This is a genomic window from Streptomyces sp. RGM 3693 (genome assembly GCF_050471125.1).
In the GTDB taxonomy this organism is placed as follows: Bacteria; Actinomycetota; Actinomycetes; order Streptomycetales; family Streptomycetaceae; genus Streptomyces.
This window is the reverse complement of the sequence record NZ_JBMPPQ010000001.1, coordinates 2,389,346-2,412,848: the sequence shown is the minus strand read 5'-3', so window position 1 is coordinate 2,412,848 and position 23,503 is coordinate 2,389,346. Positions and strand designations below refer to the sequence as shown.

At 67.5% G+C, this 23,503-nt stretch carries 25 protein-coding genes and 1 pseudogene; 20 read left to right on the top strand and 6 right to left on the bottom strand.

The features are described 5' to 3' along the window. Window positions 1-8: 8 nt before the first annotated feature. Window positions 9-1,604 carry an ABC transporter substrate-binding protein gene (locus ACO0M4_RS10325; RefSeq protein WP_430369530.1) on the bottom strand — a complete coding sequence of 532 codons (1,596 nt, stop codon included), beginning with the start codon at window positions 1,602-1,604 and terminating at the stop codon, window positions 9-11. A gap of 499 nt (window positions 1,605-2,103) precedes the next feature. Here ACO0M4_RS10325 and ACO0M4_RS10320 point away from each other — a divergent pair, with 499 nt between their 5' ends. The 3 genes from ACO0M4_RS10320 to ACO0M4_RS10310 are packed head-to-tail and all read left to right on the top strand — an operon-like array spanning window position 2,104 to window position 4,524. Then, window positions 2,104-2,967: a TetR/AcrR family transcriptional regulator gene (locus ACO0M4_RS10320; protein ID WP_430369529.1), complete on the top strand. Its 864-nt coding sequence runs from the start codon at window positions 2,104-2,106 to the stop codon at window positions 2,965-2,967. Next, window positions 2,964-3,650, top strand: a complete 687-nt coding sequence (locus ACO0M4_RS10315) for a VC0807 family protein (RefSeq protein ID WP_430369527.1) — start codon at window positions 2,964-2,966, stop codon at window positions 3,648-3,650. The genes ACO0M4_RS10320 and ACO0M4_RS10315 overlap by 4 nt, the downstream gene beginning before the upstream one ends. Beyond that, window positions 3,643-4,524: an alpha/beta fold hydrolase gene (locus ACO0M4_RS10310; RefSeq protein ID WP_430369526.1), complete on the top strand. Its 882-nt coding sequence runs from the start codon at window positions 3,643-3,645 to the stop codon at window positions 4,522-4,524. Before ACO0M4_RS10315 ends, ACO0M4_RS10310 begins: the two co-directional genes overlap by 8 nt. A 132-nt stretch (window positions 4,525-4,656) precedes the next feature. On the opposite strand, the gene ACO0M4_RS10305 is transcribed toward ACO0M4_RS10310, so the two are convergent. Then, a complete protein-coding gene (locus ACO0M4_RS10305) occupies window positions 4,657-5,622 on the bottom strand; it encodes a helix-turn-helix transcriptional regulator (RefSeq protein ID WP_430369525.1) in 966 nt (321 codons plus the stop codon). 95 nt (window positions 5,623-5,717) lie between these two features. On the opposite strand from ACO0M4_RS10305, the gene ACO0M4_RS10300 reads away from it, so the two are divergent. Together ACO0M4_RS10300 and ACO0M4_RS10295 are read left to right on the top strand one after the other, a co-directional pair. Continuing rightward, window positions 5,718-6,083, top strand: a complete 366-nt coding sequence (locus tag ACO0M4_RS10300; protein ID WP_030981285.1) for a VOC family protein — start codon at window positions 5,718-5,720, stop codon at window positions 6,081-6,083. A gap of 87 nt (window positions 6,084-6,170) precedes the next feature. Continuing rightward, window positions 6,171-7,158: pseudogene (locus ACO0M4_RS10295) on the top strand (IS481 family transposase). Here the strand turns inward: ACO0M4_RS10295 and ACO0M4_RS10290 are convergent. Beyond that, window positions 7,155-7,652, bottom strand: coding sequence for a hypothetical protein (locus ACO0M4_RS10290; protein ID WP_430369524.1), 498 nt, complete (start codon window positions 7,650-7,652; stop codon window positions 7,155-7,157). The pseudogene ACO0M4_RS10295 and the gene ACO0M4_RS10290 overlap by 4 nt on opposite strands. Before the next feature lie 156 nt (window positions 7,653-7,808). On the opposite strand from ACO0M4_RS10290, the gene ACO0M4_RS10285 reads away from it, so the two are divergent. The 6 genes from ACO0M4_RS10285 to ACO0M4_RS10260 all read left to right on the top strand — a co-directional run bounded on the left by ACO0M4_RS10285 (window position 7,809) and on the right by ACO0M4_RS10260 (window position 14,390). Further along, the gene (locus tag ACO0M4_RS10285) at window positions 7,809-8,423 is read left to right on the top strand and encodes a hypothetical protein (protein ID WP_430369522.1); all 615 of its coding nucleotides are present in this window, start codon (window positions 7,809-7,811) and stop codon (window positions 8,421-8,423) included. 37 nt (window positions 8,424-8,460) lie between these two features. Then, on the top strand, window positions 8,461-8,958 hold the full coding sequence (locus ACO0M4_RS10280) for a hypothetical protein (RefSeq protein WP_430369521.1): 498 nt from the start codon (window positions 8,461-8,463) through the stop codon (window positions 8,956-8,958). Between the two features lie 60 nt (window positions 8,959-9,018). After that, a complete protein-coding gene (locus tag ACO0M4_RS10275) occupies window positions 9,019-10,206 on the top strand; it encodes an MAB_1171c family putative transporter (RefSeq protein ID WP_430369520.1) in 1,188 nt (395 codons plus the stop codon). Beyond that, on the top strand, window positions 10,203-11,780 hold the full coding sequence (locus tag ACO0M4_RS10270; protein WP_430369519.1) for an amidase family protein: 1,578 nt from the start codon (window positions 10,203-10,205) through the stop codon (window positions 11,778-11,780). The genes ACO0M4_RS10275 and ACO0M4_RS10270 overlap by 4 nt, the downstream gene beginning before the upstream one ends. A gap of 259 nt (window positions 11,781-12,039) precedes the next feature. Continuing rightward, window positions 12,040-12,591: an AAA family ATPase gene (locus tag ACO0M4_RS10265; protein WP_430369518.1), complete on the top strand. Its 552-nt coding sequence runs from the start codon at window positions 12,040-12,042 to the stop codon at window positions 12,589-12,591. 299 nt (window positions 12,592-12,890) lie between these two features. Further along, window positions 12,891-14,390 carry an ISL3 family transposase gene (locus tag ACO0M4_RS10260; RefSeq protein WP_430371327.1) on the top strand — a complete coding sequence of 500 codons (1,500 nt, stop codon included), beginning with the start codon at window positions 12,891-12,893 and terminating at the stop codon, window positions 14,388-14,390. Between the two features lie 425 nt (window positions 14,391-14,815). Here the strand turns inward: ACO0M4_RS10260 and ACO0M4_RS10255 are convergent, their stop codons facing one another. Further along, window positions 14,816-14,983: a hypothetical protein gene (locus ACO0M4_RS10255; protein WP_430369517.1), complete on the bottom strand. Its 168-nt coding sequence runs from the start codon at window positions 14,981-14,983 to the stop codon at window positions 14,816-14,818. 112 nt (window positions 14,984-15,095) lie between these two features. Then, window positions 15,096-15,515, bottom strand: a complete 420-nt coding sequence (locus tag ACO0M4_RS10250; RefSeq protein ID WP_430369515.1) for a hypothetical protein — start codon at window positions 15,513-15,515, stop codon at window positions 15,096-15,098. A 265-nt stretch (window positions 15,516-15,780) separates the two neighbouring features. Here ACO0M4_RS10250 and ACO0M4_RS10245 point away from each other — a divergent pair, with 265 nt between their 5' ends. The 9 genes from ACO0M4_RS10245 to ACO0M4_RS10205 all read left to right on the top strand — a co-directional run bounded on the left by ACO0M4_RS10245 (window position 15,781) and on the right by ACO0M4_RS10205 (window position 22,736). Continuing rightward, on the top strand, window positions 15,781-16,563 hold the full coding sequence (locus tag ACO0M4_RS10245; RefSeq protein ID WP_430369513.1) for a hypothetical protein: 783 nt from the start codon (window positions 15,781-15,783) through the stop codon (window positions 16,561-16,563). A 16-nt stretch (window positions 16,564-16,579) separates the two neighbouring features. After that, a complete protein-coding gene (locus tag ACO0M4_RS10240) occupies window positions 16,580-17,212 on the top strand; it encodes a hypothetical protein (RefSeq protein WP_430369512.1) in 633 nt (210 codons plus the stop codon). After that, complete coding sequence (locus ACO0M4_RS10235) at window positions 17,212-17,430, top strand: hypothetical protein (protein ID WP_430369511.1); 219 nt, start codon at window positions 17,212-17,214, stop codon at window positions 17,428-17,430. The genes ACO0M4_RS10240 and ACO0M4_RS10235 overlap by 1 nt, the downstream gene beginning before the upstream one ends. Before the next feature lie 206 nt (window positions 17,431-17,636). Further along, window positions 17,637-18,017 carry a hypothetical protein gene (locus tag ACO0M4_RS10230; RefSeq protein WP_430369510.1) on the top strand — a complete coding sequence of 127 codons (381 nt, stop codon included), beginning with the start codon at window positions 17,637-17,639 and terminating at the stop codon, window positions 18,015-18,017. Between the two features lie 489 nt (window positions 18,018-18,506). Further along, complete coding sequence (locus ACO0M4_RS10225; RefSeq protein ID WP_430369509.1) at window positions 18,507-19,184, top strand: hypothetical protein; 678 nt, start codon at window positions 18,507-18,509, stop codon at window positions 19,182-19,184. Between the two features lie 87 nt (window positions 19,185-19,271). After that, a complete protein-coding gene (locus ACO0M4_RS10220; RefSeq protein ID WP_430369508.1) occupies window positions 19,272-19,907 on the top strand; it encodes a hypothetical protein in 636 nt (211 codons plus the stop codon). A 149-nt stretch (window positions 19,908-20,056) separates the two neighbouring features. Continuing rightward, the gene (locus ACO0M4_RS10215) at window positions 20,057-20,905 is read left to right on the top strand and encodes a hypothetical protein (protein WP_430369507.1); all 849 of its coding nucleotides are present in this window, start codon (window positions 20,057-20,059) and stop codon (window positions 20,903-20,905) included. An 84-nt stretch (window positions 20,906-20,989) separates the two neighbouring features. After that, window positions 20,990-22,336 carry an IS630 family transposase gene (locus tag ACO0M4_RS10210; protein WP_430369505.1) on the top strand — a complete coding sequence of 449 codons (1,347 nt, stop codon included), beginning with the start codon at window positions 20,990-20,992 and terminating at the stop codon, window positions 22,334-22,336. Between the two features lie 199 nt (window positions 22,337-22,535). Beyond that, window positions 22,536-22,736, top strand: a complete 201-nt coding sequence (locus ACO0M4_RS10205) for a cold-shock protein (protein WP_430369504.1) — start codon at window positions 22,536-22,538, stop codon at window positions 22,734-22,736. A 194-nt stretch (window positions 22,737-22,930) separates the two neighbouring features. Here ACO0M4_RS10205 and ACO0M4_RS10200 read toward each other — a convergent pair whose 3' ends face one another. Beyond that, window positions 22,931-23,488 (bottom strand): DUF5994 family protein, encoded by a 558-nt coding sequence (locus tag ACO0M4_RS10200; RefSeq protein ID WP_430369502.1) that lies wholly within the window; start codon window positions 23,486-23,488, stop codon window positions 22,931-22,933. Between the last annotated feature and the right edge of the window lie 15 nt (window positions 23,489-23,503).

Below are 23,503 nucleotides of genomic sequence, written 5' to 3'. Positions count from 1 at the left end.
CAGCGCGGTCACTTCGTGGGCTGCCAGTCCTCAACGTTCCACCAGGGGCCGGAGGCCAGCCCGTGGTCGTGCGGTTCGATCTGGGTGGTCAGGTCCCGCCAGCGGTCGTCGATCACGTAGAGGTGGTCGACGTGGGTGAGGAAGAGGTAGGCGGGGTCCTTGGCCAGTTCGCGCTGGATGGTGTCGTAGGCGGCCTTGCGGGCCTGGTGGTCGTCGGTGCGGCGGGCCGTGACGAGTTGGTCGTCGACGGTCTTGTTGGCGTACCGGGACATGTTGTTGAAGCCGTCGCCGGCGAGCGAGGAGTGCAGCAGCAGGTACTGGTCGAAGTCGGGGTCGGCGGGGCTGCCGCCGCCGGCGAGGACCGCGTCCTGCTTCATGTTGGGCTCGATGGCTTCCCAGGTGCCGGACTCGACCTTGGCCTCGATGCCGGCCTTCTTGGCGTCCGAGGCGAAGGCCAGTGCGTGTTCCTGGCGGAGCTTGTCGCCGGAGAGGTACCAGAGGGTGAAGGAGGCGCGCCGACCGTCCTTGGTGCGGACGCCGTCGGGGCCCTTCTTCCAGCCGGCTTCGTCGAGGAGGTGCTGGGCCTTGGCGAGGTCGTGCGGGCGCTCGGTGCCCTTGGCGAACCAGGGGCTGTCGGTCGGCACCGGTCCGTAGGCGGGTTTGCCGGCGCCGCTGAGGATGCCCTTGACCATGGCCTGGCGGTCGACGGCGAGGTCCAGTGCCTGTCGTACGGACCGGTCGCCGGTGACCGGGTTGGCGCTGGGCAGGGTGACGTTGCGGTAGTCGAAGGTGCGGGCGGCGACGGTCTTGCGGCCCTTGTCGGTCTTGAAGGTGGCGGCGAGTTCGGGCGGCAGGATGGCGCCGTCGAGGTCGCCGGAGCGCAGGCGGGTGGCGCGGATGTCGTCGTCCTTGATGACGGCCATGGTGAGGTGCTTGACCTTCGGTGCGCCGCCCCAGTAGCGGGGGTTGGCGGTGAAGGTGAGCTTCTCGCCCTTGGACCACTTGGTGAGGACGTACGGGCCGGTGCCGACGGGGTGGGTGGTGAACGCCCCGGTGTTGACGTCCTGTTTGCCCGCGAGGTGTGCGGGGGCGATGGGCAGGACGGTGCGCTCGGCGAACGGCGCGTAGGGGTACTTCAGGTGGAAGACGACGGTCCGGTCGTCCTTCTTCTCGACCGTGTCGACGGCGTCCAGCTCGGCCTTGGAGGCGTTGTTGGTCTTCTCGTCGAGGATGGTCTCGTAGGTGAAGACCACGTCGGCGGCGGTGAAGGGCTTGCCGTCGCTGAACTTCACGCCCGGGCGGAGGGTGAAGGTGTAGGTCTTCCCGCCGTCGGTGACCTTGGGCAGGGCGGCGGCCAGTGCGGGCTTCAGGCGCATGTCGGCGTCGTGGGTGAGCAGCCCGTCGAAGATCTTGGAGTTGCCGTCCTTGCCGTAGCCCAGCAGGGGGCTGAGCGTCTCCGGCTCGTAGGCGATCCCGACGACCGCGGTGTCGGTGGGCTTTCCGCTGCCCCGGCCCTCGTTCGGCGCGGCGCAGGCCGCTGCGGTGAGCGCCATCGTGGCTGCCAGCGCGGTGGCGGCCACGCGCCGTATGGACCCGGACGTCATGCCCACACCCCTTTTGAAGATCGACTGCTGTTGCGAATGGCTCGCATTTGTGCGGTTGCCATTAAACAGTACGGAAAATCTTCGCAATGCAGCCACCTGTGTGAACGGGCAGAATGACCGCTTTCATGGCTACTTTGAGGGCTACGTTCGCCGCCGGGCTTGCTTCATGGCTGCGTAGCCGTGGCTTCACCCTCACGGCACCTTCCGGCAGCGGGGTCCCGACCGTCAGGGATGGCCGGGGCGGTGAAGTCGAACGGTACTCCGAGGCGGCGCGCCATGGCTCGTCCAGCCTTGTCGGCAACGGTCTCTGACGGAGGCCCGTCAGAGCGACGGTAGATGGTCGCCAGGTGGCCTTCTCCGGATGGATCCTCCAGGGCTACGACCAGGAGGACGAACCAGCTGCGGACGGTGTCGCCGTCCCAGAGAGCCGCGACTGCGGCCACCCGGCCCAGAAGGGCAGCCGCGCGCCGCAAGCGAGCAGCCTGCGGTGTCTGGTGCCGTGCGGCTCGACATCTGGCCTGAGAGCCGACGCGGAGCGCAAGGCGGAGGACTGCGCTCGACCTGGATGCCTGTGGCGGCCACCGCGGCCTCCTGCACACCCCCGGACGTCGGCGCCCGGATCGCCGTCCGCACGACACGACATCACCGCGTTTCCGCGACTTTGCTTCCGGCAGGTTTGAGCGTTACTCGGCTGAGCAATGAATTACTCATGCAAGTAACAGACGGAGAAAACGAACCGGGCCCCTCTTCCGCCGGCACCCCCGATCGGTCGCTTGCCGCGAGCGCGCGACGGGCGCAGATCGTGGAGGCGGCCATCGAGACTCTGGCCGAGAGCGGTTACGGGCAGACGACGTTCGCACGGATCAGACAACGGGCGGGAATCTCCAGCACCCGGTTGATCTCCTACCACTTCGGCACCAAGGGGGAGTTGATGGACGCCGTTCTGGAAGAAGTTGGGCTGCGCGCCCACCGTGTGATCTCGCAACGCGTCGCGGGCGAGACAACGGCGGTCGGTGCGCTCACCACTCGGATCGAGGCACAGGTGGAGTGGGCCGCTCACAACCCCTCCTCAGTACGGGCGATGTACGAAATCTGCAGGAACGAAAGGGACGCGGAGGGCGCGTTGCGCTACGGCGTGGAGACCACGGCGCGGGCGAACGTCGAAGCGCTGGAGCCGATCTTGCGTGCGGGGCAAGAGAGCGGAGAATTCCGCCAGTTCGACACGGGGCTGATGGCACTCACCCTGAAGTCCGCGATCGACGCGGCGATCGTACGCATGAAACATCCGCCACGCCTGTCCCTGACGCAGTGCGTCCGCGAACTGACCACACTGGCCCGCCTCGCCACCAGGCAGGAGCCGTGACCGCCGACGACGAGCACCCCGGCAACCGCCGCCTGCTGCTCCAACTGGTGTGGGACGTGGGCGCGCCCATCGTGCTCTTCTATGCGCTGCGCGCGCTGGGCACGAGTACGTTCGCCGCGCTGTTGGCCGGCGCGGTGCTGCCCGTGGTGACCGCGGGGGTGTACTGGCTGCGGGACCGCCGGCTGGAGGGGATGGCGGCTTTCATGGCGGGGGTGATGCTGCTGGGGATGGTGATTTCGCTGATCAGCGGGGGCACACGGTTCATGCTGGCCAGGGATGGTTGGGTGACGGCCGTGGCCGGTCTGTGTTTCCTGGGGTCGGTGCGGGCGAGGCGGCCCCTGGCCTATCTGGGGGCGCGACCGCTGCTGGAGGGACGGTTCCGTTCCGATGGGACGTCATGGGAGACCCTGTGGGGAAACGAACCGGTCTTCCGGCGCATCTGGCGGGTCTCCACAGTCATTTGGGGCCTCGCCCTACTCATCGACGCTGCGGCGCGCGTCGTGATGTCCTACACGCTGCCGGTCAACGTCGTGCCCGGACTGGGCGGTTTGCTCTGGCCGGTCACGATGGTGCTGTTGCAACTGGTCAACGGTGTCTACTACCGGGTGGCGGGCCTGTGGCGGCTGACCGCGGGAAGCGGCCGACGCGAGGGGAGCAGGTCAGATGCTGCTGCACGTGCATGACCATGGAGGCGACGGCCCGCCGCTTGTTCTGCTGCACGGGGCGGGGCGGTCGCTCGCCGACTGGGACGCCTCGGCTGCGGCACTCACCGCGGGGCACCGTGTCCTCGCCATGGACCTTCCCGGGCACGGCCGTTCCCCCGATATCGCCCCGTGGACGATCTCCACCGTGGTGCGGCACGTCGCGGACACACTGGACGCCCACGGCCTGGCGGAGACTGCTGTCGTGGTGGGCCACTCCCTCGGCGGGCTGGTTGCGGTCGAGTACGCGCGGGCGTACGAGGGCAGTACCCGTGCCGCCGTGAATCTGGACGGTTTTTGGTGGGGACGGCCCGGCGAGTACCCCGGTGCCGAGCGGGTGGGGAAGTTGCTCCGGTCCTCGGCCGGAGCCGTCGTGCCACCCGGGTACATCGAGGGGCAAGTCGTCCACGCCGCTCGGTACGGGATTCCCCCTGACCGTGCGAAGGCGGCAGCCCTCGCGGCCGTACGCCCGATACCCGGCGGGGGATGGCAGACACTGCCGGAACGGACGGCGGCGCTGGAGATGTACGACGAGCTCGACCGACTCGGCGCGCTCGGTGTTACCGCCTGGCTGGAGGGGGTGAAGTCTCCGCTCTTGCTGGTACAGGCCGGCCGGCCGGAACCGCCGAGGCGCTCGATGGAATGGTTCGACGACCTCTCCGCCCGGTTCGCACGGGGGCTCTGTGCAGAACTGGCCGAGCTCTCCCGCAACCGGCCGACGATCACAGTCGCCCAGATCGACGCCGGCCACCCCATGACCCTAGAAGCCCCGGAAGCAGTGGCGACGCTCATCGCCGGGTTCGTCCGAGGTCTGTCGGGCTGGACGACAGCGGCCAGGTCAGCCCCACCCTCGTAGGTACCACCGGCGTCGAGTCGCCCTCGCCGCCCCCCTCGCCGCGCAGAGAAGCAGGCTTGCCCTGGCCATGGCGCGGCCCCTAGATGTACTGACCGGAGACGTTGATTGAGGGCAGGACGTTCCGCTCGGCGCTCACGAAGCTGGGGTTGAGTGCCTTTCAGCCAGGTCTCTGGCGAGCTGTCTGATGCGTTCGCGGGCTGTCCCTGGGGTGAGTATCTCGATGTGGTCGCCGAACTGGAGGAGCTGACGCACTGACTCGATGTCGGGGTAGCGGACGACGACGGTGCACCAGCCGTTTTCCGCGTCGGAGACGTCGTGGATGCGGCTGCCGAGGATGCGCCGCGCCAGGTCGAGTCCATTTTCTGGCAGGCGGACGGTCACGCTCACGCGACCTTGCCCCTCGGTGCGTTCCTTCAACGCGGCCCATCTGGTGCGGAGGGTTTCGCTTGGTCGGAGAGCAGCTGGCGCGTCGAGTTGTTCGTAGGACGAGAGTCGTTCCAGAGCGAACAGCCGACCGTTCCCCTGGTCATCGGCGATGAGATACCAGCGACCGGATTTCGCGACGATCCCGTACGGGTCGACCACCCGCGTTGAGGCTTGATTCTCGGCGCTGCGCCGGTATTGGATTCGCAGCCGGCGGCGGTGTCGCAGTGCCGAGGCTAGATCCGATACGTCGACCGCTGCCTCTGAGTCAGCAAACCACGCGGTGCTGTCTACCAGCACCAGGTCCGCCAGTTGCAGCAGGCTCGGCGATCCAGGTACTGCAGTCTGCCGGGCGGCGATCTTGCGCGCGGCCGACTCCCACACCGCAGACAGGCCCATACGCTCAAGTTGCGCGCTGTCCAAACCGGCTACGGAGAGTGCCTCCAGCTCTGGTGGTTCCAGATGGGATGCGTTGAGCCGTGCACTGGGGAGCAAGACGATCCCGCCGTTCCGCCCGCGTTCGGCATAGACAGGCACACCTGCTGTCGAGAGCGCCTCGACATCCCGCAGCACGGTCCGCCGAGACACTTCCAGATGCTCGGCGAGATCGGTGGTGGTGATGCGCTGACGGGTCTGCAGGAGCAGCAAGAGGTGCAACAGCCTCGAAGCCTTCATGCTGACTAATGTTCGCAGAAAAGGTGACAGGTTCTGTCGCGATGCGGCGGTCAACTGGAGCGGTACCGAGACTTCAACGATCTGAGGAGCGCTCTATGCCCGCACCCAACCTGTTCCTGATCGGCGTCCGCGACGCCGAGGCCGCTACCGCCTTCTACAGCGACCTGTTCGAGATCGAACCGACCTTCATCAGTCCCCACTACGTAGCTTTCGAGGTTGCCCCCGGTGTCCTGTTCGCGCTGTGGACGGGCTACAGCGAGCAAGCGGTCCCGAGCACCCCTCGCACAAGCGAAGTCGGGCTGATGGTCTCCGGAGCAGCGACTGCGATTGACGAGATCTTCACGAGTTGGGTCTCGAAGGGAGTCCATGTCGTGGAGGAGCCGCACGACGCTGTCTTCGGCCGCACGTTTGTGATCACCGACCCCGACGGCAACCTCATCCGAGTCTCCCCGGTGGACTGATCTGCACGCCCCCTACCCACACGTCTAGTTGTCGAAGGGCCGGCCACACACGATGGTCGGCCCTTCAGTCTGTCCAGGAGCTCAGAAATGTCACATCCGAACGCTGCCCTCACCCCGCGCCACCGTCTGAAAGTCGCGCGACTCGTCGTTGACGACGGCTGGCCCATCAGCGAAGTCGCGGCCCGATTCCAGGTGTCCTGGCCAACCGTAAAGCGCTGGGTCGACCGCTACCTTGCAGGTGAGTCCATGCAGGACCGATCCTCACGACCCCGGATATCGCCGAGCAAGACAACCATCACCGTGACGAAGAGGTGCGTCAACCTGCGACTGCGTCTGCGAGAAGGGCCGGTCCAGCTCGCCGCGAGACTCGACATCGCCCCGTCGACAGTGCACCGAATCCTGCGATCAGCCCGACTGAACCGACTTGCCTACGTCGATCGCGCGACTGGTGAACCCGTCCGGCGGTATGAGCACGACCACCCGGGATCGCTGGTGCACGTGGACGTGAAGAAGCTCGGGAACATTCCCGATGGCGGCGGCTGGCGCTACGTCGGCCGCCGCCAAGGCGAGAAGCACCGCGTCGCGACTCCGGGCAAGTCACGCAACGCCTACGGCGGCCCGAAGCTCGGATACGCGTTTGTGCACACCGTCATCGACGACCACTCTCGCGTCGCCTACACCGAGGTCCACAATGACGAGACGGCCATGAACCGCAGTCAGCGTGCTGCATCGCGCGGTGGAGTGGTTCGCCGAGCGCGGCGTCACCATCGAGAGGGTGCTCTCGGACAACGGCGGCGCCTACCGGTCCTACTTGTGGCGCGACACGTGCGACGCCCTCTCGATCACGCCGAAGTTCACGCGCCCTTACCGTCCGCAGACCAACGGCAAGGTCGAGCGCTTCCACCGCACCATGGCCGACGGCTGGGCCTACGCCCGCTGCTACACCAGCGAGCAACAACGCCGAGACGCTCTGCCACCGTGGCTGCACCAGTACAACCAGCACCGTCCGCACACCGCTTGCGGCAACCAGCCCCCGTTCTCACGATTGATCAACGTCCCCGACCAGTACACCTAGACGCGGATGGCGGCCCAGGTCACGTAGCCCCCATCGAAGCCCTCATGTTGGCCGACGTCGTCGGCGACTCGGTGCACCAGGTACAGACCAGGCTCATCCTCCGGCGGGGGCAACGCGACCCCCATCTCCCCCACCGACACTGTGACGTCAACGCCGTCGAAGGCAACGCGGCTGATCACGTCGGCACTGGCTCGATAGCGAGCAGTGATGTCGACGAGTTCAGTGAGCACGGCCAAGACGTCTTGCCTGACCGCGTCTGTGTTTGAGGCGCTTCCAATGAGCACGGGCAGCGTTCGACGCGCAAATGCCGTGCCGCGTGCCATGGCTTGGGCCGGCGCAGCGTCCGGGCCAACGGAGAAGGTGATGTTGCTATCCAACGCCAAGTGCCGCCACGGAGCCGACGGCGCGTTCTGCAGGCCGTGTTCAGTGGAGGAGAGCATCACGTCTAACCGTCCCGTTACTTGAGCACCAATTTCAAACATCAGTTCGATCACCCTACTGTCACAGAAACGGACTAATCAGCCATCCCCCGCAAGGCTGCCGCACACCGGAAACATGGGGATCAACCTGAGTTAATATTCTATGCAGAACCTTGACCCACTTGTCCATGTAGGTCAACTGAAATGGATATTGAAGGGGGAAGCGCCGTCGTGACCGATTCACACGACATGCAGACTCCGCAAGATGAGCCCGCCGAGGGCAGCTTCGCGGAACGACTGGACTATCTGTGTAGGAACAACCCGCGGGGGCCACTGAGCAACCCGCAGGTCGTTCGGATGCTGGAGGAGCGGGGCCTGCCCAGCTTCTCGACCACGTACATGTGGCAGTTGCGTACCGGCCGGGCTGACAACCCAACCAAGAGGCACATGGATGCGCTGGCCACGCTCTTCGGCGTTCCGCAGGACTATTGGTCCAACCGTGCCACCGCCAGTGTCGTCAACAGCATGATCAACCGCCTCAACGAGTTCAAGGAGTCCGGCGCATCCCCCGAGCAACTGCACCGGCAGCTCGAATCCTTCACGAAGCGCATGGGACAAGGAGCCACCCCGGAAGCGCTCGTCGCGCAGTTGGAGACCCTGGCTCAGCTACACGAGGCAGGTGTGACGGCAACTACGTTGAAACGCCTGCAAGATGCGCGGGTCACAGGGATCGCCATGCGGGCAGTGGGCTTGTCTGACGAAGGACTCACTGCTGCTGCGGCCATGATCGACCAGGTCCGTCGGCTCGAAGGGTTGCCTCCCGAACCAACCTCATCCGAGAGCTAAGCAGGAGATACAGAACCATCAGTACAAGGAGCGATCCATGAGGCGCCGCTCACGCCGCACAAACCGTGACGAGCCGATGCCGGAGGACCCGGTCCTCGAAGAGTCCCGCTCCTTCGTTCGCTCCCTGGATCTCCCCCGCGTTGAGAGCGTGCGCGAGCTGCGCGGCTACATCGAGGAACTGATCGGCGAACCGATCCGCATCGCACCGGGCAAGAGCGCCGACGGCACTACCCCCTGCGGCATGGTGATCAGAAGCGGCGGGGTCAACTACATCGGCTATGACCCGGACACGAGCCCGGCACATCAAGACCACATAATCGCCCACGAGTTCGGCCATCTCCTCAAGGGCCACCGCGGAAGCGAGATGATCCCCGCATCCACTGACGGGCTCGTCCTCGGCGACCTCGACCCCAGCCTGTGGGCGACGGTCCTCGGCCGTACGAACTACGCCGAGACCATCGAGCGGGAAGCCGAGACGATCGGCTCCTTCCTCCAGGCCCACGTCATCACCAGCCGCCCCGTTCCACAGAGCTAGTCGGCGGACCGCATCACGCGCACGCTGATGCGTCGCAAAGACTGACAACAAACGAGAACAGTGAAAGACATACTTCACCCGCTGTGCCTGGCCATCGCGGGCACCGGCTTCCTGCTGCTCCTGCGGGACCTGCGCGCGGGCCGGCGCGACCCTGCCCTGACGGCCCTCGCGTTCACCTACCTCTTCTCCGCCCTGAGTTATGCGATCTCTCTGACACCCATCTGGGTTCGCATCGACGCTGTCTTCGGAGTGCCCAACATCGCCGTCCCTCTGGCGCAGGGCTGCGTGATTTTGGTGTTCGGCCTCCAGGCCACCGTCCTCTCCTACTGGACAAAGCCAGCGGCCGAAGCCGCGCGCCGCGCCCAGTGGCTACTCACCGCGGCGATCACGGTCATCCTGTTGATGTCGCTGCTGTTCGTCATGCTGACGCCCGTCTCCCAGCGGCCTACCGACTTCACGCTCTACTACGCGCACGACCCGGCCTTCCAGGCGTACCTGCTGCTGTACATGTGCACGTACACGGCCGCCGAGATCTATCTCACGCGCGTGTGCTTGAAGTACGCCAGAGAGATCAGTGACCCGTGGATCAGTCGCGGGCTACGCCTGATCGCAGTCGGGGCGGTCGTCACCTTGGGGTACAGCAGCATCCGCCTCAGTGCGATCCTCGGGGCGCTCTTCCACTTCAGCGTGAAGCCGTTGGAGCCCTACGCCTGGATCTGCGGGGACATCGGGGCCACCCTCACCCAGATCGGCTACTTCACTCCGATCGTGGCAACGAGCCTTCTGGCAGCCCGCAGTCATCGCCGCGAGCAACACCAATACCAGAAGCTGGAGTTGCTGTGGCAGGCCGTGTCCGCCGCCGAGCCGAGCATCGTCCTCATCGATCCGGACAAGAACTCCCGCGATCTGTCCTTCGACCTGTACCGCCGGATCGTCGAGATTCGCGACGCCCAGATCGAACTGCGGCCCTACCTCGACCCCTCCGTCCGTGCCCTCGCCGGCAGGCAGCGCGCAGCGTGGTGGCGCCCGCGTAGGCATCGCATCGCAGCCGTCACCGCCGACCAAATCCGTGCCGCTCTCCTACAACGCCAGCACGGGCCAGCACTCGAACCCGCCACCTACGCTGACGCGGCCCTGAACACCTCAACCCCGCGGAAGGACCTCCGCCACCTCGTCCGCGTCGCCCGCTACTTCACGGCGCCCACGACCATGCCCGAGGCCGAATGCGCCCCTGGAGTCCGCACGTGAACCGCAGATCCCTCCTCACCTCAGCCGCCACCGCGGTCGCCGTCGCCACTCTGCCGAAGTCGGCCTTCGCGGCACCCTCCGCAGCAGCAACCAAGGACGCCATGAACAGCACCGCCCCCTACCGCTCTACCGCGCGCGCCCAACTCGCGGCCCTGCGCCGCGGCACCATCACCGCCCGCGAACTCCTAGACCAAGTTCTCGACCACCACGCCAAGGTGAACCCGGGGCTGAACGCCGTGGTGACCCTCGATGCCGACGCAGCGCGCGCCGCCGCCGACAAGGCTGATGCCCACCTCGCCGAGACCGGGCGTCCCCTGGGCCCGCTCCACGGCCTGCCCATCACCCTCAAGGACGCTCTGGAGACGAAGGGCCTACGCACAACGTGCGGCTCTCCCGACCTGAGCGACCACGTGCCCACCACCGACGCCGACGCGGTCGCGCTGCTCCGCCAGGCCGGAGCCATCATCATCGGCAAGACCAACACACCGACCATGTGCCAGGACATCCAGACGTCGAACCCGATCTTCGGGAAGACGAACAACCCCTTCTCATCCGACCACACCGCCGGCGGTTCCTCCGGCGGCCCGTCCGTGGCCATCGCGACCGGCCTCAGCTCTCTGGAAGTCGGGTCGGACCTGGCCGGGTCGCTCCGGCTGCCCGCCGCATACTGCGGCGTCTATGCCCTGCGCACCTCCCGCGGCGCGTCCCCGATTGTCCCCACCCGCGGCCACATTCCCCGGCCGCCAGGCTGGCTCACCTCCAGCGACATGCTCACCCTCGGCCCGATCGCGCGGGACGCCGACGACCTCGACTTGCTCCTGGACGTCCTCGCCTCCCCGGCCCCAGCTGACGCCGACGCCTGGAAGATCGAGCTACCCGCCCCGACCAAGTCCCACCTCGACCAGTACCGGGTGGGGCTGTGGGCAGACGACGAGTTCTGCCGCGTGGACACCGCGACGCGCAACCTGATGGAACAAGTCGCTGCCGCGCTGCGCACCTCCGGCGCCACCATCGACGACAGCACGCGGCCCGTCGACTTCGCTGCCTCCAACATCCTGTTCGAGCGCCTGATGCACGCAACCTCGGCAGCCGCGGCCGACGACGCCACGTTCGCCGGCGAGGTGAAGGCGGCCGATGCCGTGGCCGATGACTCCCCCTCCGCGCTCTACCTGAAGTCCCGCACCATGCGGCACCGCGACTGGGCGCGTGCCGACGAGGACAGGCAGAAGCTCCGCAGGAAGTGGGCCAACTACTTCGCCTCGCACGACGTGCTGATCACTCCGGCCGCGCCGACCGCTGCTGTCCTCGACCAGACCTCGGTCCCCTCCAAGGACCGGTACATCACCGTGGACGGCAAGAAACGGAGTTTCTTCGACCAGACGAGTTGGGTCAATCTTGCCTCCCCCGTCGGCCTGCCCTCGGTGGTGATGCCTACCGGCCAGACCCGCGACGGCCTTCCGCTCGCCATCCAGATCATCGGCCCGTACCTGTCGGACCGGACGGTCATCGCCGTGGCGAAGCTGCTGTCCAAGGTGCTGCCTACCGCGCCGCAGGCTCCTGCCCTGACGGCCTGATGGACTGGACTCGTCCAGCCCTCGCGGGGGTGGGGCGGGGCGGGTCCACACGTGAGGGGCCCCGGCATCTGCGCGATGCCGGGGCCCTTCTTTGCCTGCCGTGCGGCGTTCACGCGGCAGGAATGTGTCGAGGGCCGATCGCTCTCCGGCACGGGTGGAACGGTCTGTGGCTCAGGCCACCTTGAGCCGTCCAACTTGCCGACGCCCGCACCTGGAAATGCAGTTGCCAGCCAGCACGCACCTTGACAGGCTTCCGAACGTGATCGCTGCTGAGGGGTCGAGTTGTCTGATCGTGACGGGGATGCCTGGGGCGGGGAAGTCGACGGTGACCCGGCTGGTCGCCGAGCAGCTGCCACGCTCCGCGCGGCTCGACGGTGACCAGATCAGCAGGCTGATTGTCGGCGGTCGCGTCGGGGCCCTTGGCGCGCCGGCCGACGAAGCAGCGCGGCAGGTGGATCTGTGCAACCGCAACCTGTGCATGTTGGCGAACAACGTCTGCGATGCAGGTTTCACGCCTGTGATCGACTGGGTGATCCCCGACCGCAGGCAGTTGGACTTCTTCGTAAGCCTCCTCCCGGCTCGGCAGGTCTTGTTCGTCGTCCTCATGCCGGGCATTGAGGTGTGCCGGTACCGCAACACGATCAGGGACCCACACGAGCAGTTCGACTTCGATGGCTATGAAGGTCTCGACGCTGGCATGAAGCGCGAACTCGGCGATGTCGGCTGGTGGTTCGACACCTCAGCCCTCACTCCTGACCAAACCGCCGATCAGGTCATCCGCGAGGCTCACCACCAAGCCTTGGTGAGCTGACCGCCACACGGATCAACTCGCGAAACCGACTCGGCAGGCCGACGGACCGAAGCTCACGCCGGACGGACCGGCGACTCGTTCAAGGCTGAACCAAGCGAGGAGCCTGAGCGTTTCTGGGGATTTTCAGGGCTCTGACCGCGCTTGCGTGAATCACCAGGTCAGGGGTGGGAACGCACGAACGATTCGGCTTGGTGTTCCGCTGCGTGGTGATCAAGGCGATCGAGGATGTGCTGTTCCCTGGGGCCGATGTGCGAGTCGAGCGCGTCAGCGAGTCCGTAGGCGAGCTCGTGGTTGAAGCGATGTCCACCAGTGGGCCGGGCCGTTGCCCAGACTGCCGACAGCGTGCGAGGCGCGTGCACAGTTCGCATCAACGACACCTCGCTGAGCGTCCGTTGGGCTCCCGCCGCGTGCTGGTCCGGCTCCGGGTACGGCGCTACTTCTGCGACCGCAGGTCCTGTGCCCGCAAGACGTTCGCCGAACAGGTCGACGGTCTCACCGAGCGGCGACGCAGGTCGAGCGTGGGGCTGAAGACGTGGCTGCAATCGATCGCCACGGAACTGGGCGGACGTGCCGGTGAGCGGCTATGCCGTCAGTTGCGCCTGACCGCAGGGCGGACCAGGCTGCTGGGCCTGCTGGAGGCGCCACCGGTGCCGACGCGGGCGCCGCGCGTGCTCGGCGTCGATGATTTTGCCTTCCGCAAGGGCCGCACCTACGGCACCGTCCTGGTGGATGCCGAAGCCGGCCGCGTCGTGGACTTGCTGCCCGATCGCACCGCCGAGACGCTCGCAGCCTGGCTGAAGGACCACCCGGGAGCGGAGATCATCTGCCGCGACCGCGCCACGGCCTACACTCGTGCGATCAAGGAAGCTGCCCCCAACGCCCAGGAAATTGCGGACCGTTGGCACTTGTTGCAGAACCTCTCTGCTGCCGTGGAGAAGACGTGCCACCAGCACCGGGCCTGCCTGCGCAAAAACGCCGAAGAGGAGGCCGGGGACAAGCCGCCCGAACCGCCGACACTGGAGCTGCCACCGCCCGAGTTGCCCCGCACCCAGATCATCGAGCGCACCCGCCACCGCTACCAAGACATCCATCAGCTCCTCGACAAAGGCTGGACCATCAGCGCCATCGCCCGCCGCCTGAACCTCGACCGCCAGACCGTCCGCCGCTTCCGCGACACCGACCTCGACCAGTTGCTGGCCTCGGCCCGCGACCGACGCCCCAACGGAGTACTCGAACCGTTCAAGGCATACCTCAACGCCCGCTTCACCGAGACCCAGGGTCAAGTCAGCGGCGTCCGCCTGTTCCACGAGATCCGCGAACGCGGCTACCGCGGGAGCCGCCAGGTCGTGCGCAAACACCTCGCCGCCCTCCGGGCAGGCACCGCCGAACCCGTCCGGGCCGACATCCCCAGCCCACGCAAGATCACGTCATGGATCATGCTGCCGCGCGACAAACTCACCGACAGTCAGGAAGAACGACTGCTCGGCGTCCGGCTGGCCTGCCCGGACATCACCCGAGCCTGCGACCTGGCCCGGGCCTTCGCCGAACTCGTCCGTCACCAGCGCGGATTCTTGCTGATGCAGTGGATCCGCCAAGCCGAACAGGACGCCCCGAAGCCCTTGCAGAGCTTCGCCGGCTCCCTCCGTCAAGACCTCGACGCGGTCACCGCCGGACTCACCCTGCCCTGGAGTTCCGGCGTCGTCGAAGGCCACGTGAACCGGATCAAAACCCTCAAACGAGCGATGTACGGTCGAGCCTCCTTCAAACTCCTCCGCACCCGTGTCCTCACCCAGCCATGACGATCACGCAAGCGCGGTCAGAGCCATTTTCAGCAGAGATCCCCAACACCCGTGCCTTCCACGGCCCCGTCGACCACCACCCCGTCTATGAGCACCCGCTGACTCGCCCTCATGAACGCGATGTAGGCGACCCGCAGCTCCTTCACCGCCGTCCGCATCGACGCCAGTCGTCGGAAAGGCCATCGGAACAGGTCCTCCAGGGATGAGCGATCGAGGTTTTGAGCGGTTTCGAGCGGCCTCTACGCGCCCACGCGTAAGAGCGCACTGGTTCACGCTGTTTCGCGTTTCGTGGCTGGTGGGGCGGAGGTGACGGGCGGGGCGCCGCCCGTCACCTGGCCGGTGGGCGTCTAGTCGCTGTGCAGCTCGTGGACGAGGCGCCACTTCACGGTGGGGCCGGGGGTGAGTGGCACTTCGGTGCCGGGCACTCAGACGTAGGCGCGGTACGTCCAGTAGCCCGAGGCGGTGTAGCCGTATTCGAAGTAGTAGAGACGGCCGTTGATGAGGCGCATGTACTCAGCCCATCCGTCGCCTTCGCCGTCGGGGTGGTGGTGGAAGTCGAAGCAGGGGCTGATGGTGAAGGGCTGCGGGGGCATGTCGGTGCTCCTGGGGTGGTGAGTTGGGGCGGTGCGCCCGGCACCGGCCCCGTGGCCAGTGCGCAGGGCGGGGCGCACCGCCCTGCCGGGAGGGGCGGGCGGTGCGGGCCACTCAGGTGGTGCTGGGCTCGCCGTGCTCGCTCATTGCCTCGATGAGCGCGAAGTGCTTGAGGGGCGCGTAGCTCTTGAGACCGTTGGTGAGCCAGGAGGTGCGACCTTCGAGGGTGAGTGCGCGGGCCCATGCGCGGCAGTCCTGGTAGACCGTGCGGGCAACTCCGTAGGTGACGCCGACGCGGTCCATGTAGTCCTCGATGGCGGTCGCGCGGTCGTGTGCGGCGATGGCCCGGATGGTGGCGGCGTAGCGGTCGATGGCGGTGACCTCGAAGACGTCGAAGCAGTCGGCCCAGTAGGCGTGGAAGTTCAGGAGTTCGCGGTCCTCGTCGGCCTCGGGGGTGAGGGTGACGCCGCGCACGGTGCCGTTCTGCATGAAGACGGTGAAGGCGCGGGGGGTCTTGTCGACGGTGACGGGCATGGGTGTGCCTTTCGGTTCGGGTCTGCGCCCGGTTGCTCTCCGGGCTGTTGGCGGTTGCTCTCCACCAACACCTGAATAGTACAGCACTCGTCGCACTACCATGAATCCTAGGCAGCCAAGGCATTAACGAAAGCGGGGACGCACCCCTAGAGGGGATCGCGCGACGTGGGCTGTACTTTTACCCGAGGGGTGTGTACCGTGCGGAGCGCACCGCCGGCCCGGAGAGCAACCGGGCCAACTGACCTGAATCGAAGGGGACTTCGTCATGCGCAGACTGCGCCTGCTCGCCCGCCGCCCCGCCCCGCAGCACTCTTTGCTGCCGGGCTGGCCACTGCCGCCCTGGGGCTCGCTGCCACCGCCCCCCGACCACGGGGCCGAAGCGTCCGACCCCGATCACGGCGCTACCAACACAGAGATCGTCACCGCGGGCAACGACGACTTCATAGACCGCCGGTCGGACGCGATGGGCGACGACGCCCCCGACGGGCACGCCCAGGTCCGCCACCTCGACGAGAAGCCCACCACCCCGGTGTTCACGACCGCACTGCGCGCCCTCGACACCGTCGTGCGCACACCACCAACCACTCGCCGCCGGGGCGCAGCCGTACAACTGCGCCCCGCCGGGAGAGGACTTCCGATGCCCCAGTTCTTCGACCTCGACCCGACCGTGCGCCCCGTCCAGCTGTCCGCCCGCCCGGCCGACTCCCACCCGTACGACTTCGACCCGGCCTCTGTGCGCATCGTGCGCGCCAACCGCGTGCAGCACCGGGACGTCGTGCTCGGCGAGGTCTACGGCCACGATCCGGCGCACACCGCCGGAGTCAGCTACCTGGCGTACGGCTGCATCCCGTACGCCGCCCGGCCGCGCCCCATCGACCCGGCGTGCCCGTGCGAGCTGTGCAGCCAGCATCGCGCGGACCCGTTCACTGACCTCACCGACCCCATCGCGCTCACAGTCTGGCCGCGAGACGACCTCGACCCGGTGCGCCAGCTCAACAACGCCGACGAACTCCTTGTCGTCATCCCCGTCCGCCGACTCCCCGCCTGACTCGGAAGGCCCAGCGATGCTCACTTTGACCCTCGACGACAGCCCCGAGCTGCTCTCGCTCACCGATCGGCCGACCGGCGCCGACTACCCACCCTTGCCTTACGGGCTCACCCTCGACCAGGCCGTGGCCGTCCGCGCCCGTGAGGTGAAGGCCGGTGACCTCGTGCTCGCCGAGTTCTCCGACGAGTCCGGCGTCCGCCGGGCCGGGCACGTCCCCGCCCCGTACGCCGCCGACCCGCACGCCTTGGAGGACTGCCCGTGCGAGGGGTGCGAGGAGTGCGACGACGTGGACGCCTGGACGCTCGCCGAGTACAGCCGTGTCGCGGATGTCGGGTGGCGGTTCATCTGCCTGTCGCCCGCCGAGGAGGACGAGCCGTGCGCTCTCGCGGTGCGCAGCCGACCGATGGCCGTGATCCCCGCCGGCGTCGTGTCTGCCGCGAAGGAGGCCGCCGCCAAGGCCGTGCCACCCGTGCGCACCTTCACCGTGACCTGGACCGCCGACTTCGAGGCGGACAGCCCGCAGGAGGCGATCCGTCTCGCGTACGCACAGCTCAAGAGCTACGCCGACGCCGGCGCTCGGGCGCCGGAGCTGGAGGCGGAGGACGGGCGCAAGAAGGTCACCTTCGACCTGGGGCAAGTGGAGGGCTGATGGCGCAGGACTGGAGGCAGATGGAGCGCGGCGACTTCGACGAGGCGATGCCACTCACTCTTGTTGACGAGCGCGCGGCGCGTGCCGCGGCCAGAGTGCCGGCCACCCCGGACGCGTACGGCACCGCCGCCCTGTTCGGGGACGAGGTACCGCCCGTCCGCAGAGCCGCGCCCCGCCGGGCACCGAGCGCGGAGCCGCAGCCCGACGCCTTGTTCTGAGTCCACGTGGCTAGTACAGCACGCATCGAACCTGTCGGCGGGTGAGATCTAGCGGGATGCATATTGCCCCGTATTCGCCGTCACAATTGACCCATTCGAGTTCGGCTGCCAGCGCCGAACTAGACCCCGTGCGACGCATGCTGTACTATTTTTCATGTTGGCGGAGAGCAACCGCCGACGCAGACCCGAACCGAAAGGGGACTTCGATGTCCGCCAACTCCCGTCGCGCCGCCGCTGCGATCCGCAACCGTGCTCGCGCCAACCGCGCCATCTCCCGCGCACGCCGTGCCGCCCTGATCGCCGCCCACCGCATCCGTAAGGCTCCCCGCTCCCTCACCACACACGTCATCGCCACTGGTGCCGACCGCGATCTCATCCAGGGCGCCGTCAGCTCCCTGCGCTACCAGGTCCGCAAGACCGGCATCAAGGGCCGTCTCGTCCGGATCCGCCGCACCTTCTTCAGGAAGTCCCGCTTCACCATCGTCGCCGCCCGCTTCACCCGCGAACAGGTCGCCCAACTCGCCGCGTCGTGGGCACCGCGCAAGCCCGAGTACAAGGCCGTCCGCGCCGCCCTGATCGCCGCCTGACCCACCCTGCACCGCCGGAGCGCGGCCATCCCCCCGCGCCCCGGCCCCCGAACCCATCCCCAGCGCCGACGAGACCACGATCGACCTCACCGGAATCACCGCGTACACCGTTGGCATCATCCGACTCGCCGAAGCGAAGGGACTGCGCCCCGCATGGGGCCAGCCGCACGGCAACACCCGCCGCATCGTCCTCAATGCCGTCGGCCCGCACGGCGCCTTCGGCTCCATCACCATCGGCCGGCACAGCGGCAAGGTGCTGGGCGCCGAGTTGATCCACGGCAACGGCGGCGCCCGGCCGCGCCGCGCCGCGCCAAGGGCACCAACAGCGTCCGCGCCCTGCTCAACGGCGTCCCTCGCTCCACCTGCCCTCCCGACTGCAACGCGCCCTCCTCGGAGGACTGCCGCCTCTGACCACCCCACGGGGCGCACCCTCCAGTGCGCCCCGCCCCGGCCGGAGAGCAACCGGCCAAGACCCGAACGGAACCCCCGATGACCTACTTTGCACACCCGCTCCAAGTGGCCGTTGCTGTCCGCGCCCGCACCGCCGCTGTGGTCGCCCGTGACCGCTTCGGCGCCCCGGACACGATGCGCGCACTCCGCTTCATCGCCGCGCACTTCGACGCCGCAGCGGCGGCGTGCGACGCTTATGACGGCACGACGAACGCCCCCTTCATGGAGATGTGGCACGCCCTCGCCGACGCCCGCGAGCTGATCACAATGCACCCCGCCAGCCGCTTCCCGGCCGACGTGATCGACTACATCACCGCGCCGCTCACCGCGGCCCCGCTGCCCACGCGGCCCCGCCTCCTTCCGGCCAGCGAACGACTCGCGGCGCAGGAGACCGCGCTCCGCGCCGACCTCGACCGGCTCCACGCCGACACGGCCGCCGCCGACACCGAGCACTGGTTCCGCGCGGTGCTCACCACCCTTGCGAAGTGGAAGCGCCTCGAAGGCGAAGTCACCGTCGACAACACCCGTCCGTACAACCGAGCACGCGTCGCCGAGCTGCACCTGAAGTGCATCGCGTGCGGCGGCTCCACCATCCGCTCCACCGTCCGTCAGTGGGCTGTCTGCGAGTGCGGCCAGGACCAGACCTGGGCCGACGTCATGGTCTGCGACTGCCGCTACGACTGCCCCGCCATCCAGGGCCCCGCCGCCCAGCACTGACCACTCCCCCATTCCTGGGGTGCACCACCCAGGTGCGCCCCGCCCCGGCCGGAGAGCAACCGGCCAAGACCCGAACGGAACCATCCGATGAACAACGCCACCCCGCTCGCCCCCGATGCCCGCGCCGCGTACGGCATCTTCGCCGCGTTCCCCCGCCACCAGTTCGCCGCCGACCTGCTTGTCCTGCGGCTCATCCCGATGCAGGCACACGCGGCGGCCCGCATCTCCAACGGCAGCTCGTGGAAAGACGCGGCGCTGCTGCTCAACGGCGCCACGGTCGCCGTGACCGAAGCTTTCGACACCCCGCTCATCTCCGGGCGCCCCATCCGCCGGGCCGCCCTCGCGATCGTCCTCGAAGCGATCACCGCTTTCGAGAAGGCGCACGCCGTCTCCCTCCCGTACGACGACCACGGCCGCTACACCCCCGCGCCCGGTGAGGAGTACCCGTTCAGCGTCAGCGACATCGGCCGCGCTGCCGTGCAGCTCCTTGGCCCCGACTGGCAGGCCGAGTCCGCCCCGTGGGGCGTCGCTGCTTCCATCGAGCACGAGGACGAGCCGGGCACGAACTTCCACCTCGGCGTCGGCGAACAGGGAGACCTGTACGTGTCGGCGCACCTGGGTGACAAGAGCCGCAGGTACCTGGTCGCGTGCGCCGCCGATGGCTTGTCCGCGCTCGCTGCCCTCGTCGCCGAGACCGTGCACAGCGTCCGCGACGCCGACTGATCCTGCCGCCTTCGCCCCGGCCACCCGGCCGGGGCCCCGGCCCGGAGAGCAACCGGGCCAAACCCAACCGGCAGGAGGCGACGCAAGCCGTCTCCTGCCGGTCCACTCCCCGGCGAGAGCAACGCCGGTAGACCCGAAGGAAACCCCTGATGGCCATTGCCACCACCCCCGTGACCGCCGCGCCGGCAATCGCCCACCGCGTCGGCGAGCGCCTGCCGCACCGCGACGGCAACGCGTGGACGGTCGCGCCGTACGCGGCGTGGTGGACGACCCGCCCCGCCGCACGGCTTACTCAGGCCGGGCGGCCCGGTGCTCTGATCCTTGCCGAGCACCCGTGGCGCACCGAGGTCGCCTGGCAGCTCGACGGCCGTGAGCCGTATGACCCGGACCTCGTCCTCGACCGGATCGATCCGACGCCCGTCGCGCGGGAGATCATGCGGCTCGTCCTGCCGCGCCTGGACGACGCCGCCGCTACCGCGTTCGGCCAGAGCCCGTCCGAGGCCGACCAGTCCCGGCTGCGGCACCTCGAACTGGTCGGTCGAGCGGTCCGCGCTCGCGGTGCCACCACCTGCCACATGCCCGGCAGTCAGCCGAACAGCCGCGTCGTGGCGTGGGAGAGCGCAGGGGTCCGGTACGCGGTGACCCTCGTCGGCACCAACCCGGCGTGCGATCTGTCCGTCTCCGGGCCGGTGTTGGCTGTTGAGCAGGTGCTGCCGCTTTTCCTGCCGGAGTCCCCCGCGCGGACCCCGCGGTTCCCGATGCGCGGCATGCAGACGCGTGTGGGCCGCCGGCTGGCCGCGCACCTCGTGCAGTTCACCGAGGTCGATGCTCTCGACGACGGCGGGCTCAGCTTCGGTGGGAGCACCGGCCCGTTCGGGTACGTGGCCCCGCCCGCCGATCCGATTGCCCGCGTCCGCGACACCACTCCTGTGGTCGCGGAGTTGCATGGTGTCGGCATCGACCACGTGATCCACCTCGCCGCAGCTCTCGCCCGCTGACCCTCGGTACGTCCGGTCACGCCGACCGGCTCTAGCTAGTGCGATGCGCCAGAAATCCTGAGCTTAAGTCTGTAGCCTGTTTTTATGTCTCGAGGACCTCGTGCTGTCGAAGTTGCGCTGTCCGGTAGGGAACGTGCGGAGTTGCTGCGTTGGGCGGGCGGAGCGGTCGTGCCGCGTCTTGCTGAACGAGCGCGCATCGTCCTTGCCTGTGCGGACGGGATGCCCAATGCGCGCGTAGCAGCAAAGTTCAAGGTCACCACAGACACCGTGAGGAAGTGGCGTTCACGGTTTGCCGCCCAGCGGATGGCAGGACTTGCAGATGAGTCGCGGCCAGGTCGACGCAAGGCGGAGTTGGTGCTCAGCGAGGCCGAGCGGGCCCAGCTGACGCGCTGGTCGCGGCGGGCGAAGACCGCTCAATTCCTGGCTCTGCGGGCGAAGATCGTGCTGCGGTGTGCGGAGGGCGGGACCAACAAGCAGGTCGCTGCCGAACTCGGCGTCGGCCACCAGACGGTGAACCGATGGCGAGCCCGCTTTATCGCCCATCGGCTGGACGGGCTGGTCGATGAGCCCAGGGTGGGCCGGCCACCGTCGATCCTGCTCGACCAGGTCGAAGACGTCGTCGTGGCGACCCTGGAGTCCACGCCAGGCAAGGACACGCACTGGTCACGTGCCTCCATGGCCGCCCACACCGGACTGTCAAAGTCCACCATCGGTCGGATCTGGAAGAGGTTCGACCTCAAACCTCACCTGCAGGACTCCTTCAAGCTCTCCACCGACCCGCAGTTCGTCGCGAAGGTCGTCGATGTCGTCGGCCTGTATCACAACCCGCCCGAGAAAGCCGTGGTGTTATGCGTGGACGAGAAGGCCCAGATTCAGGCACTGGACCGGTCCCAGCCGGTCCTGCCGATGATGCCTGGGATGCCCGAACGCCGCACACACGACTACCTGCGGCACGGCATTACCAGCCTGTTCGCCGCGTTCAACATCGCCGACGGCACCATCATTGGCGAACTCCACCGCCGTCACCGGGCCATTGAGTTCAAGAAGTTCCTGATCACGATAGACAAGGCGGTCCCCGCCGGACTCGACGTGCACCTCGTATGTGACAACTACGCAACCCACAACACCCCCGAGATCAAGGCATGGTTGGGAAGGCATCCGCGCTTCCATATCCACTTCACCCCGACCGGTTCCTCCTGGATCAACCAGGTTGAGCGCTGGTTTGCACTGCTGACCGACAAGCTCATCCGCCGCGGCGTCCACACCTCCGTCAAAGCCCTTGAAGCCGACATCAGGGCCTGGATCGACACCTGGAACGAGAACCCCAGATCCTTCAAGTGGACCAAAACCGCCGACGAGATCCTCAAATCCCTCGCCGACTACCTCACCAGGATCACTCCTCCAGACACCAACAACCAACAAGAAACTTAAGCTCGGGATTTCTGGCGCATCGCACTAGTGCGGTGACCGGGAACGTTCACCGGGTTCGTCTGCCGTGCGGAGGGCCTGGCCGGCATCAGCATGGCTTCCACCGTTCGGGCGGCATTCCGCTCTGTCGTCGTCTCGACGGGTATGTGTTGCAGTGGCCTCATCAGGGCACTTAGGTACCAGCCAGCAGGGAGACACGACCATGGCTCAAGGCACAGTGAAGTCGTACGACGTAGATAAGGGGTACGGGTACATCTCGGTAGATGGCGGGCAGGACGTGTTCGTCCACGCCAGCGCGGTCCACTCGGACGGCTTCAAAACCCTCGAAGCGGGTCAAACGGTCGAGTTCGAGGTCATGCAGGGCCCGAAAGGCCCGCAGGCGCAAGAGGTTACTATCGTTTGAAGACAGGTCCGGGCGTGGGTAGATCAGAAGAGGAACCTGGTTTGCCTACGTCCACTGCCAACCCGTTGAACGTTTCCGGTCATCTAGTAGTTCTCTGATGTGACGTCAGGTTGACCAGTGAGGGCCGCTACCCGGATCCGGGTAGCGGCCCTCACTGGTTGGGCGACGCTTCGGGGCCCTTGCATATCAGCTGGTCAAGCCGGCGGAAGCCCTCGCGAATCGGTCGGCAGGCTCGCTCCGTGGCCGCCTTCGGAGTCCCAGACCGAGACCAGGGACAGTTCCATCTCCTCCGCGATCCGGCGTTGCTCCGCTTCGCACATCAGGGCGCTCGCGGTGAGACTGCCCAGCGGATCGGCGGCCTCGGTCATGAGCCGGGCGGCCGTGGCGGGACTGGTCTCCGGAGGGATCACCAGGAGGTCCCAACGGCCAACGTTGTAGGAGAACAGCAGCAGCTTGTGGGGATCTTGCTCGGCCTTGAACCAGCCGACACCCACCACATGCCCGTCGACGGGCACCTTCCGTGGGATGGCCGGCCAGAACGTGGGGTTCACCGTGACGTGGGTGATCCGCCCCCACAGCGGGTCCAGGACGGCCGTCAGTGCGGGAAGTTCCGCCGTGAGGTCACGGGAGCGGGGCCACCACGCACCGTCGAGCAGAGCCGGAGCGGTGCCGGCCGGCGCCAGCATGAGTCGGAGGGGCAGCGAAGCGGTCCGGTCTTCGAACGCAGGCGGATACCGAATGGTCGTGGTCATGACGCACGCCCTGCC

Bases quoted from the DNA above. Each gene is read 5' to 3' on its own strand.
- ACO0M4_RS10325 (WP_430369530.1), bottom strand. From the start codon at position 1,604: ATGACGTCCGGGTCCATACGGCGCGTGGCCGCCACCGCGCTGGCAGCC.
- ACO0M4_RS10305 (WP_430369525.1), bottom strand. From the start codon at position 5,622: ATGAAGGCTTCGAGGCTGTTGCACCTCTTGCTGCTCCTGCAGACCCGT.
- ACO0M4_RS10300 (WP_030981285.1), top strand. From the start codon at position 5,718: ATGCCCGCACCCAACCTGTTCCTGATCGGCGTCCGCGACGCCGAGGCC.
- ACO0M4_RS10280 (WP_430369521.1), top strand. From the start codon at position 8,461: ATGAGGCGCCGCTCACGCCGCACAAACCGTGACGAGCCGATGCCGGAG.
- ACO0M4_RS10260 (WP_430371327.1), top strand. From the start codon at position 12,891: ATGTCCACCAGTGGGCCGGGCCGTTGCCCAGACTGCCGACAGCGTGCG.
- ACO0M4_RS10255 (WP_430369517.1), bottom strand. From the start codon at position 14,983: ATGCCCCCGCAGCCCTTCACCATCAGCCCCTGCTTCGACTTCCACCAC.
- ACO0M4_RS10250 (WP_430369515.1), bottom strand. From the start codon at position 15,515: ATGCCCGTCACCGTCGACAAGACCCCCCGCGCCTTCACCGTCTTCATG.
- ACO0M4_RS10245 (WP_430369513.1), top strand. From the start codon at position 15,781: ATGCGCAGACTGCGCCTGCTCGCCCGCCGCCCCGCCCCGCAGCACTCT.
- ACO0M4_RS10240 (WP_430369512.1), top strand. From the start codon at position 16,580: ATGCTCACTTTGACCCTCGACGACAGCCCCGAGCTGCTCTCGCTCACC.
- ACO0M4_RS10235 (WP_430369511.1), top strand. From the start codon at position 17,212: ATGGCGCAGGACTGGAGGCAGATGGAGCGCGGCGACTTCGACGAGGCG.
- ACO0M4_RS10230 (WP_430369510.1), top strand. From the start codon at position 17,637: ATGTCCGCCAACTCCCGTCGCGCCGCCGCTGCGATCCGCAACCGTGCT.
- ACO0M4_RS10225 (WP_430369509.1), top strand. From the start codon at position 18,507: ATGACCTACTTTGCACACCCGCTCCAAGTGGCCGTTGCTGTCCGCGCC.
- ACO0M4_RS10220 (WP_430369508.1), top strand. From the start codon at position 19,272: ATGAACAACGCCACCCCGCTCGCCCCCGATGCCCGCGCCGCGTACGGC.
- ACO0M4_RS10215 (WP_430369507.1), top strand. From the start codon at position 20,057: ATGGCCATTGCCACCACCCCCGTGACCGCCGCGCCGGCAATCGCCCAC.
- ACO0M4_RS10210 (WP_430369505.1), top strand. From the start codon at position 20,990: ATGTCTCGAGGACCTCGTGCTGTCGAAGTTGCGCTGTCCGGTAGGGAA.
- ACO0M4_RS10205 (WP_430369504.1), top strand. From the start codon at position 22,536: ATGGCTCAAGGCACAGTGAAGTCGTACGACGTAGATAAGGGGTACGGG.
- ACO0M4_RS10200 (WP_430369502.1), bottom strand. From the start codon at position 23,488: ATGACCACGACCATTCGGTATCCGCCTGCGTTCGAAGACCGGACCGCT.